Below are 9,595 nucleotides of genomic sequence, written 5' to 3'. Positions count from 1 at the left end.
AGCTTCGGCTCTCCCGCTTAATCTGTTGCCCTGACTTTACCCCTTCCCCCCCTTTCCTCCTTACAAGAGCGCATTCAGCCGGTCTATTCAAGCCCGAAGCTGCGATTGGCTTATCCGGAGGTGCCCTTTGGCGCCGGCGATCCATTGCACTGGAGTGCCAGGCAGGCTTCCCTCTCACTGGCTGGTACAATCCCAGGAAGACTACAGCGCTGTACTAGCGAAACGCGACTGGAGCAAGATATTCTCAAAAAAGTTTGACTGAAAAGCACACTGAAACCATTGCTCCTGACCAAGCCAGGGGACGTAGGTGTGTCAGAGATGCTAACTCATCAATTCGTCACAGAAGGACATACTTTTGCGTGCCGGTCAGATTAGTAAGAACAATCATGTTGGTTGATGGGATTCTGACCCAATGGTCAAAATCGTATCAACACCAACAAGCTTATGCTCCTTTCCGCGCGCATATGCCCCAAAACGGTGGTCACGCAGTGCCCTGAATCTCTGAACCAGCCCAATCTTTCGGCACCATCGTAGACGATCCCCGGATTGCCATGCTAATTTCTCCGCCTCTGATCTCCTTGGATCAAACGGTCGGCTCGTGAAGGCTCAATGCCACAGGTTGCAACACCTCTTTATCGCACGCATTTCGACGATAGTCAGCGGGCAGCCGACACCCTGGCGACCGGAGAATTGCTATGCGCGTCCCAGTCTATCCACAAGACCTGATCCGTAATCGTGGCTTCAAAAGCCTTGCCAAGCAGTTGCAACAGCACTGGCGTGGCCCAACTCCAATTTCGCTTGCAGAGGCTCAAAAAACGCTCGCGCAAGGACTGGGCTATCAGAACTTTTACGATCTCAACGAAGCCTCAAAGGTCTGCCAACCTGATGAGCCTGTACCGTCAGAAGCCACTGTCAGGCATGCAATTGGTTCAACCATTAAAGCTACCCTGCAGCCGGAAGCATGGCTGTCTGTAGATCAACGGGAGCTGGAACAGCTCGTAACCGATCTCTCCCTAAAAAAACTCGTAGCCTTCAAACGTCTGCTGCTTGCTCCCGATGCTGGTCATAACCCGTTATTAAAACTGGTTAGCGGGGCTCAGCCAGGACTGTCCAAAGAACACATTCAGCTCTTGGAAAAGATCCTTTCCGAATCTGGCGACTTGAGGGATCGGGCTCTGTTTGCATGCATGCTGGGTGCGCTGCGTTCAAGCGAGATCCTATCGGCGAGAATGCATCATGGTGCTGCGGTGTATGGGGTGAAGACCTTTGACACCAAGAGGGTACTCGATGCAATTCCAGAACGGCACAGGGCGATCTTTAATCAGTACGTGAAGGCTTCAAAGCTGTCGGACGTAGAGTATCTTTTTCGTGCGGCTAATGCCCCTGGGCGCCCACTATCGTCTGATGCGCTGAGAAGGATCTGTGCCTCGTGGGCTCGCAAAGCAAGTATTCATGTGAGTCTACTCACGCCCCACGGCGTCCGCAGAACTACGGATAATTACACGGACTTGATGCGCCAAAGGAGGGAGAGGACGGGCCACTACCCAGCAGACATGTCCTTGGCATACGTTGCCGGACTGCCGACAATCAGAATACCTTAGGTTTTGAGCAATTGGCTTCCAATCCAACGCCCATAATGTCGGCATCCAACTGAAATCCGCACCTAGGAATGCTCATGACCACCTGCACCCTTGCTCTACAATTGCGGGATGCTAAGCATGTTGTTGTCGTCACAGGTGCTGGGCGTCAGCCGAGAGCGGCATCCCAACATTCCGGGATGCGCTGACGGGACTTTGGGAGCGCTTCGACCGCGAAGCATTCAGAGCCGATCCAGCACTATGTTGGGGATGGTAGCGAAGAGCTACGAACTTTTGCTTCGCATTATACCAACGCAGCATGGGCGTCATAAGGTGACTACGATGCAAGACAGCGATACTGTTTTCGCAGGGTGCCCCTCCATGCTCGAAGGCCTGTCGCATTTCAACGCCAGGAAATGGCATGCTGGTTTATACGACAATCGCCCCAAAGGACTTAAGCAAACGATAGAGTCGATGGGGTTGGTTTGGCAAGGTACCTGCCATCGAGGCATGGACGATGCTCGAAATGTTGCTTCCATCGTTAAAGAAATACTCGCCTGACTGCTCGAGCCGGGCCGTGGCCCGAAAATGCGACTTTCCCCAAGAGCTATTGGCAAGCTGGCGTTGGCTCTGGCCCGATGCGCCTGCTAAGTACCTGAGTACACGGGCAGCTTGAGAGCTTACAGAGTTCGCTGTGACGAGAGACTCCAACCAATCAGCAACCCCTCATTTGCCTTTAGGGAAGGACGAGGATAATGTCCAGCAATGAAGCATCGGCGTCCTCCTCACACCGCACATCCGCAGCCCATCCAACGTCTAGGCAGCGACCAATGAACCCCACTGAACGAGCCCCATGAAAGACAGGACACCGTTTCCCCCTTACGATAAGGGATAGGCAAACGGTTATGTTTATGACTAATAGCAACGATAAGAGTGGTGAGCTTTTGGGCCAGGAGCGGCGTCGTCGCTGGAGCCCAGAGCAGAAACTGGCCATGGTTCGAGAGAGCCTTGAGCCAGGACAAAGCGTTTCAGTGGTGGCTCGGCGCAACGGCATCAATGCCAATCAGTTGTTCTTGTGGCGCAAGCTGTATCAGGACGGCAGCCTGTCGGCGGTCAGTGCTGGCGAAGCCGTGGTGCCTGCCTCCGAGCTAAGCGATGCGCTCAAGCAGATCCGTGAACTGCAACGGATGCTGGGCAAGAAAACGATGGAAGCCGAAATCCTCAAAGAGGCCGTGGAGATCGCCCGGTCGCGAAAATGGATTGCGCACTCACCCTTGTTGCCGGGGGACGACCAGTGAAGCTGGTCAGCGAATGTCTCGGTGTGGCGCGCTCGCAATTAACGGTTCGAATCAAGCAATCGGTATCGCCCAAAGTGCGGCGAAGCAGGCCTGTGAACGATGTAGAACTGGTCGCTGAAATCCAGCAAGAGGTCAGCGAACTGCCCAGCTATGGATACCGTCGCGTCTGGGGACTGCTGCGTCGTGCACGTGAAAAGCGGTCGCTGCCGGCGGTCAACGTGAAACGGGTTTACCGGGTGATGCGTGACCACAACCTTTTGCTTGAACGCTGGATCAAACAGCCCGGCGTGCCGCGTCGGCACGAAGGCCGTATTGCGGTGGAAACCAGTGATACGCGTTGGTGCTCGGACGGCTTTGAGTTCCGTTGCGAGGACGGTGCCAAACTGAGCGTGACCTTCGCCCTCGATTGCTGTGATCGCGAAGCCATCGGCTGGGTCGCGAGCCCGACCGGGTACAGCGGCGATGATATCCGCGACTTGATGCTGGAAAGCGTGGAGAAGCGCTTTGGTGATCAACTGCCCGCTACGCCGGTGCAATGGCTAAGCGACAACGGCTCGGCGTACACCGCCGAACAGACACGCCTGTTTGCTCGACAGATCGGTTTGAAGCCGGTGACCACCCCAGTTCGCAGCCCGCAGAGCAACGGCATGGCCGAGAGCTTCGTGAAGACGCTCAAACGTGATTATGTGGCGCACATGCCCAAGCCGGATCGAGAAACGGCGCTGCGCAACCTGGCAATTGCCTTCGAGCATTACAACGAGCAGCATCCGCACAGCGCCTTGAAATATCGTTCACCGAGGGAGTTCAGGCGCTTAGCGGGAACATCAATTTAACGGGGAGTTGGTGTCCGGTTTGGTAGGGGCAAGTCCACCCACCCATGCAGAACTTCAAACATCTAGTTATAGTGAAATTGTTACTTGGCGTCATCTGAGTGACAGTACAGCAATCCGCTACATCTGCCTCCAGGATCTAAACACTAGTGGCTATGCCGTTGCGGTTGCTGACTATTTCTCAGACCCTAGATCGTCCGATGCAGTACCGTTTGATCGACGTCTTGTTGAGAAGCTCAAAGGTGCGAGTGGAGAGCTTGAGTGGTGCAGCACGCTCAAGGACGCCATGGATGTACAGGACGCCGGCATTTGAGGCTTAAGGCAAACATGAGCAACGTGAACGAATGGTAGATTTTCTCTGAGCTGGAACCAGCGCAGGCGGGCCTCTCCGGCCCGGAAAGACGAATGAGCTTTTTACATGACTCTGAAAGCCTCTGGCATTCCACGAGCAGCAAACACTTCGGCGTTGCGGCTTCCCACCCCCTGTGTATGTCTATTGGGCTCCATCTCGCGCCTCTGATAGCATGTCCCCCGTAAATCGATTTTCCTGGGTCGAGCGGTCGGCACGCATAGGTAACCCACAGGTAGCTACATCCTTCTTTTTTGCATGCATTCGACACTGGTCACTGCGGGCAGCCGACACCGCGTAGACAATTGGAGAATGACTATGCGCGTTCCTATTTTCCCTCAAGATCTCACCGCCGGCGGATTCACGCGACTAGCAAAACGACTAAAACGTGACTGGCCGGGCCCCCATCCGCTCCGCCTTTCTGAGGCACAAGAACTCCTCGCCCGCTGCCTTGGATACGCGAGTTACCACGAACTGTATCAGTCAGCTGGAGTCCATCCGGAAAACGTCGACTTCCCGCCTTTGGGAGTCTTGATGGTTGAGTGTCTCCATACGATCTGGTCGGAAGTGTTCAATGGTGGTTACTGCCAGTCGACAGCCTTACACAGAAAGGCGGCAATCCCCTGATGGGAGTTCAGGGTAAGCATGGCTTGGCCTATCGCTTGGGAGTGGCGATCCCTTCGCCTCACGGAGCGAAAGGATCATGAGGCCGTAAGGGGCCGGCGAACACACCTTCCGAGCCCGGCCGATAAGGGCGATTGTGTCCGCGTATTTTTAAGCGGACGCAATTACCCTTAACGCCAGGATCGCCATGCGCCAACGTAAGTCCTACCTGAAATCCTTCAAAACCCAAGTCGTCCAAGAGTGCGAACAACCCGGTGTTTCCGTGGCGGCTATTGCGATGAGGCACGGTATCAACGCCAATGTCGTTCGCCGGTGGATACCGCTTTACCGCGATCAGCAGGCAGTCGTGCTGCCAGCTTTCATTCCTTTGAAAGTCGAACCAAAACCAAAGGCTGAAGCGTTGACGATCATTGAATTACCGCTTGGCCAGCAAACGCTCACGGTGAAGTGGCCATCCTCAGATCCCGAGGGATGCGCCCGCTTCCTCCGAGGACTCACCCAATGATACGCATCGATTCCATCTGGCTCGCCACCGAGCCGATGGACATGCGTGCAGGCACCGAGACCGCATTAGCCAGGGTGATTGCGGTGTTCGGTGCGGCAAAGCCGCACTGCGCCTATCTGTTCGCCAACCGCCGCGCCACTCGCATGAAAGTTCTGGTGCATGACGGGTTTGGCATTTGGCTGGCGGCTCGCAGGCTGAACCAAGGCAAGTTTCACTGGCCAAGGATTCGGCATGGCTCTGAAATGAAGTTGGATGCCGAGCAACTTCAAGCCTTAGTGCTGGGCCTGCCATGGCAACGCGTGGGTTCTGGCAGCGCGATCACACTGCTTTAAAGGCCACCATTAGCTTATCGGTCTATCGCTGTGAATGCCCGCTCTGGCAAAATCCGCAGCATGACTTCTTCGCCCAATCTCGACCAAATGTCCCCCGACCAACTGCGTGCCTTGGCAGCGCAGTTGCTGTCGCAGGTCGACACTATGGGCAAGAAGATCAACCGCGACCAAACGGTGATCGAGAAGCTGACCCACGAGATCGCACAACTCAAGCGCTTGAAGTTTGCCAAGCGCAGCGAGCAGTTGAATCCGCAGCAGGCCAGCTTGCTCGATGACTTGATCGATACCGATATCGCGGCGATTGAAGCAGAGCTTCAGGCCTTGCAAGCAGTGCCAGCGGCGACCGAAAAAAAGCAAAAACCTAAGCGCACTGCGTTGCCGGCAGAGTTTCCACGCACGTTGATCCATCACGAGCCCGACAATACTCACTGCCCATGTGGCTGCGCACTGAAACGCATCGGTGAAGACGTCAGCGAGAAGCTGGACTACACGCCCGGCGTGTTTACCGTTGAACGCCATGTCCGTGGCAAGTGGGTGTGCGATGACTGCGAAACGCTGATCCAGGCACCCGTTCCGGCGCAGGTCATCGACAAGGGCATCCCGACCGCCGGGTTGCTGGCCCCTGTCATGATCGCCAAGTTTGCTGACCATCTGCCTCTTTACCGCCAGGAATCGATTTTCGGTCGGGCTGGCTTGGCAATTCCGCGTTCAACCTTGGCTCAATGGGTTGGTGTTACTGGCGTGCAGTTGCAGCCTCTGGTCGATGCGCTGCGCGACGTAGTGCTCGGGCAACTGGTCATCCACGCCGATGAAACACCGGTTCAGATGCTCGCTCCGGGCTCAAAGAAAACCCATCGCTCTTATGTCTGGGCCTACGCTACCAGCCAATTCTGCGAAACAGCGGCAGTCGTTTACGACTTCAGCCCCAGCCGCGCCGGTGAGCATGCTCGCAACTTCCTACAAGACTGGAAGGGCAAGCTGGTCTGCGATGATTTTGGCGGTTACAAGGCCAGCTTCGAACTCGGCGTGACCGAGATCGGCTGCATGGCCCACGCACGGCGCAAGTTCTTCGAGCTGCACGCCACTAACAAGAGCCAGCTCGCCGAACAGGCCTTGCGTTACATCCAGTTGCTGTACGAAATCGAAAGCGAAGTACGAGACCTGGAGCCGGATTTACGGCGCCGAATACGGCAAGAAAAAGCTGTACCGGTGATGGATATGCTGCATGCCTGGATGAACGCTCAGCGCGATCTCGTGCCCGAAGGTTCAGCTATCAGCAAAGCACTGGATTACAGCCTGAAACGCTGGGCAGCGCTGTCGCGCTACCTCGATGACGGGGCCGTACCCATAGACAACAATTGGGCGGAGAACCAAATCCGACCATGGGCTCTTGGACGCAAGAACTGGCTCTTCGCAGGGTCGCTACGCAGTGGAAAACGGGCGGCGGCGATCATGAGTTTGATCCAGTCTGCGCGGCTGAATGGTCATGATCCGTATGCCTATCTGAAGAACGTTCTCACGCGACTGCCGACGCAGCGGGCGAGTGAGATTGACGAGTTGCTGCCGCATAAGTGGCTGCCGGTCTAATTACGCAAGGCGTGATGCCCGGACGCATACATGAGGCCCTAAAAAATGTCGATTACATTGGCCTGATCCCATGACTCTCAGCGAAGCATAAACCGGACACTACCGCTTATGAGGCTCGTAGGTACTTTACTGACTCAAAGCGTGACTTGATGGGTTTGGTATATTTCAAACCAATTTTCTTGAAGATTTCAGGACGCAACAGAAGCTCTATTACACGGTAGAACTCTTCCCGGTTTTCAGCCGTTTTGAATCTGATTGCAATCGACCAATTTCTAAAACGGGCATCCGTTAACCCTTTAGTAGCAGCGAACCCATGCTCGTTTATTACCCCCGTGCGGATTAGGCTAGTCAGCGACTTAAACTCCTTACTCCAAATCTTGGTGCTCCTGAGATCTACAGTGACGCTAAAACGGTGCTTTATCATCGGAGTGGCTCCACGGTTGTTTTTCAGATTGACCTAAGGGGCTTACGTTTCTTTCTTACTCTTCCCACTCCCACTCATTTTCGAGCTTGGTCAGGAGCCGGGCTGGAACATTTCTCCAAGCGACCATTTTTTTGGTCTCCATCACCGTATAGATCCCATGGTATTTGAGTCTGGTGTCCGACGGCTTGAAGGTCTTATCGAAGTAAGCATCAAGCTCATCGAGTGCCTCGGCTACACGGTGGTCGTAGCTGTCGGGGTCATCGTCCTGGCGGTTTAGTGGTGTGCGCTGCTGTGCTTCCCAGGCGTGCCCCAGGATGAGGTCATCGCCGTCGTCCTCACTCCCATGGATATGAAGTACTTGCTCAGGATCGATCCCATAGAGCTTGGAGAGGGTGTTGGTGTAGTTGAAAGTCAGATAGAACGCTTGAGGGTCAAGCGTCTTGAGACGCATACCTGATAGAAGAATTTGTCGGCAACACGCGCTGCCTTGTCCTATCGAAAACGCCTCAGGTTACTAATCGAATAGACGAGCTCACTCAAGCCTGGGACAGCACACGGCTTGGTAACGCCCAGGAAAAATAAGACAGCCACATGATCGATGACAACATCTTCACCTACATGAGAAAACGTAAAGCTTAGCCGGGCCCTGCTGGCCCGAAGTATCGACTATAGGAAAAATGGCTCAACACGGCTCCTGCTGCTGCTGTACCGTCGTTCCTGCGATGAGAAGCACGACGCACCGTCATAAATTGTCTCAGCTTAAGCCCGCCCCGTTCTTGAAATCGTCTTGTTTTGCCGGTACTTCTAAGTCACCAATGTCATGCACGGAAAGCAACCATGCACGCAAGATTCAGAGTGATTGAAACCACGACACTCGACGATGGCAGCAAGCGATTCAGGGTTGTCGACCTTGTAGAGGGAGGTTCAGCTAGCAAGCATGGCGCGTTCAAAGTCAGGGGGGAGGCAGACGCTGTCTGTTCGCTCCTGAATACCGATCCCCCACGTGAAAGCCGTGTAAGTCGGGCTTCAGCGAGTTCCTAATCCACTCGTTTCGGAACCGGGCGCCTGATGACTATGCGAGAGTGAATACCTATAGCGCAGTCACGGATTGCTTTCCGAAAGGACGACTTGACGCCACTCAAGGTTAAGTTGATGACACTCTCCCTCGGCTTCTTCTCGGGTCTGATAGATATTCTTCAGCCGAAGCTTCTCCTCATTGTCGTAGATGCTGAAGCCTATAGGTGCAGTCTGACAGTAGAAGCGCGATCCGTTACGCATTGATCCCGTTTCCACTGGGATTGCAGGGACAACAACAAATCTCGAAATCATCTTCACACCCTCTCCAAGCACCTCCTGACTATTAGCGGCTATGAGCCACCATCGCAAGCGACCGCAGTCAGTTTCCGATGAGAAGCACGACCGGACATGAGTCGATTGGATGCGTCGTAAGAAAGGTTCACCGTCGCTTTAAGCATAAGAGCCCGGGTACTCGCTAACCAGCGAACTACTACATCCCGCAACCGCCCACTGGCGGCCGCCACCTTTTTGGATTTACTCCTGCGAGCTAGCAGAGGCTTGGTCGCGGGTTTTCCACAGTGACGGCAGCACCCCACCCAGCAGCAGCCCCAGGGTACGCTCAGGGAAATGACCGCCGGAATCTTGCCGATGATGCTGACTAGGAAAATCTTGCCACCGATAAATACCAGTATCAGTGCGAGCGCGTACTTGAGGTAAGAGAAGCGATGAATCATCGCCGACAGGGCAAAATAGAACGCACGCAGGCCAAGGATGGCGAAGGTGTGAGAGGTGTAGACGATGAAGGGGTCTTGGGTGACCTCAATCCTCTCAACGAGTTTGAAGAAGTCATCCTCAATAGCTGAGGAGATGCCTATCAAGCTATTCAGTCATCTCGTTGGCGACAATCCTCTAAGCGACACGTTCTCGCGCCCTGCATACAGCTGACGCACGCCCTACTGCACCTACCCTGTGAGACCAGCTTTCGCCAGATTGTAAAAAAGCTTGTTAGGATAGGCATGCAAACATCTCGTTTTTACCATAGGAACAGCGGG

Annotated in this window: 7 protein-coding genes and 3 pseudogenes; 8 read left to right on the top strand and 2 right to left on the bottom strand. The window is 54.6% G+C overall.

Annotation, left to right across the window (positions count from 1 at the left end):
- The first annotated feature begins 695 nt into the window (after positions 1-695).
- The 7 genes and pseudogenes from FBY01_RS30755 (at position 696) to FBY01_RS30725 (ending at position 7,102) form a co-directional block, all read left to right on the top strand.
- A complete protein-coding gene (locus tag FBY01_RS30755) occupies positions 696-1,601 on the top strand; it encodes a hypothetical protein (protein WP_145310968.1) in 906 nt (301 codons plus the stop codon).
- A gap of 74 nt (positions 1,602-1,675) precedes the next feature.
- Positions 1,676-1,851, top strand: a pseudogene (locus FBY01_RS30750) (Sir2 family NAD-dependent protein deacetylase); the annotation flags it as partial.
- A 107-nt stretch (positions 1,852-1,958) separates the two neighbouring features.
- Entirely contained in the window at positions 1,959-2,138 is a 180-nt protein-coding gene (locus FBY01_RS32095; RefSeq protein WP_256664578.1) for a hypothetical protein, read from the top strand.
- A 350-nt stretch (positions 2,139-2,488) separates the two neighbouring features.
- Positions 2,489-3,708 (top strand): IS3 family transposase gene (locus FBY01_RS30740; RefSeq protein ID WP_372241915.1). Its coding sequence is split into 2 segments (ribosomal slippage): positions 2,489-2,834 and positions 2,834-3,708, totalling 1,221 coding nucleotides; the frame shifts between segments, so codons are not numbered across the junction.
- A 1,157-nt stretch (positions 3,709-4,865) separates the two neighbouring features.
- On the top strand, positions 4,866-5,183 hold the full coding sequence (locus FBY01_RS30735; RefSeq protein ID WP_145310964.1) for a transposase: 318 nt from the start codon (positions 4,866-4,868) through the stop codon (positions 5,181-5,183).
- The gene (gene tnpB, locus FBY01_RS32090; protein ID WP_178113328.1) at positions 5,180-5,515 is read left to right on the top strand and encodes an IS66 family insertion sequence element accessory protein TnpB; all 336 of its coding nucleotides are present in this window, start codon (positions 5,180-5,182) and stop codon (positions 5,513-5,515) included. The genes FBY01_RS30735 and tnpB overlap by 4 nt, the downstream gene beginning before the upstream one ends.
- A 60-nt stretch (positions 5,516-5,575) precedes the next feature.
- On the top strand, positions 5,576-7,102 hold the full coding sequence (locus FBY01_RS30725) for an IS66 family transposase (RefSeq protein ID WP_145310959.1): 1,527 nt from the start codon (positions 5,576-5,578) through the stop codon (positions 7,100-7,102).
- Between the two features lie 479 nt (positions 7,103-7,581).
- Here FBY01_RS30725 and FBY01_RS30720 read toward each other — a convergent pair whose 3' ends face one another.
- Positions 7,582-7,977 carry an AbiH family protein gene (locus FBY01_RS30720; protein ID WP_145310957.1) on the bottom strand — a complete coding sequence of 132 codons (396 nt, stop codon included), beginning with the start codon at positions 7,975-7,977 and terminating at the stop codon, positions 7,582-7,584.
- Between FBY01_RS30720 and FBY01_RS32085 the strand changes: the two are divergent.
- Positions 7,977-8,108: pseudogene (locus FBY01_RS32085) on the top strand (AbrB/MazE/SpoVT family DNA-binding domain-containing protein); the annotation flags it as partial. The gene FBY01_RS30720 and the pseudogene FBY01_RS32085 sit on opposite strands and share 1 nt — an antisense overlap.
- Before the next feature lie 969 nt (positions 8,109-9,077).
- On the opposite strand, the pseudogene FBY01_RS32165 reads toward FBY01_RS32085, so the two are convergent.
- A pseudogene (locus FBY01_RS32165) lies at positions 9,078-9,361 on the bottom strand (TerC family protein); the annotation flags it as partial.
- Positions 9,362-9,595: the final 234 nt, after the last annotated feature.

Origin of the sequence: Pseudomonas sp. SJZ077 (assembly GCF_007993905.1) — a bacterium.
Classification (GTDB): domain Bacteria; phylum Pseudomonadota; class Gammaproteobacteria; order Pseudomonadales; family Pseudomonadaceae; genus Aquipseudomonas; species Aquipseudomonas mandelii.
Note: the sequence above shows the minus strand (reverse complement) of the source record. Positions and strands in the feature narration are given on the sequence as shown.

What these genes read in the sequence shown, in the direction of transcription:
- FBY01_RS30755 (WP_145310968.1), top strand. Translation starts at nt 696, where the DNA reads ATGCGCGTCCCAGTCTATCCACAAGACCTGATCCGTAATCGTGGCTTC.
- FBY01_RS32095 (WP_256664578.1), top strand. Translation starts at nt 1,959, where the DNA reads ATGCTCGAAGGCCTGTCGCATTTCAACGCCAGGAAATGGCATGCTGGT.
- FBY01_RS30735 (WP_145310964.1), top strand. Translation starts at nt 4,866, where the DNA reads ATGCGCCAACGTAAGTCCTACCTGAAATCCTTCAAAACCCAAGTCGTC.
- tnpB (WP_178113328.1), top strand. Translation starts at nt 5,180, where the DNA reads ATGATACGCATCGATTCCATCTGGCTCGCCACCGAGCCGATGGACATG.
- FBY01_RS30725 (WP_145310959.1), top strand. Translation starts at nt 5,576, where the DNA reads ATGACTTCTTCGCCCAATCTCGACCAAATGTCCCCCGACCAACTGCGT.
- FBY01_RS30720 (WP_145310957.1), bottom strand. Translation starts at nt 7,977, where the DNA reads ATGCGTCTCAAGACGCTTGACCCTCAAGCGTTCTATCTGACTTTCAAC.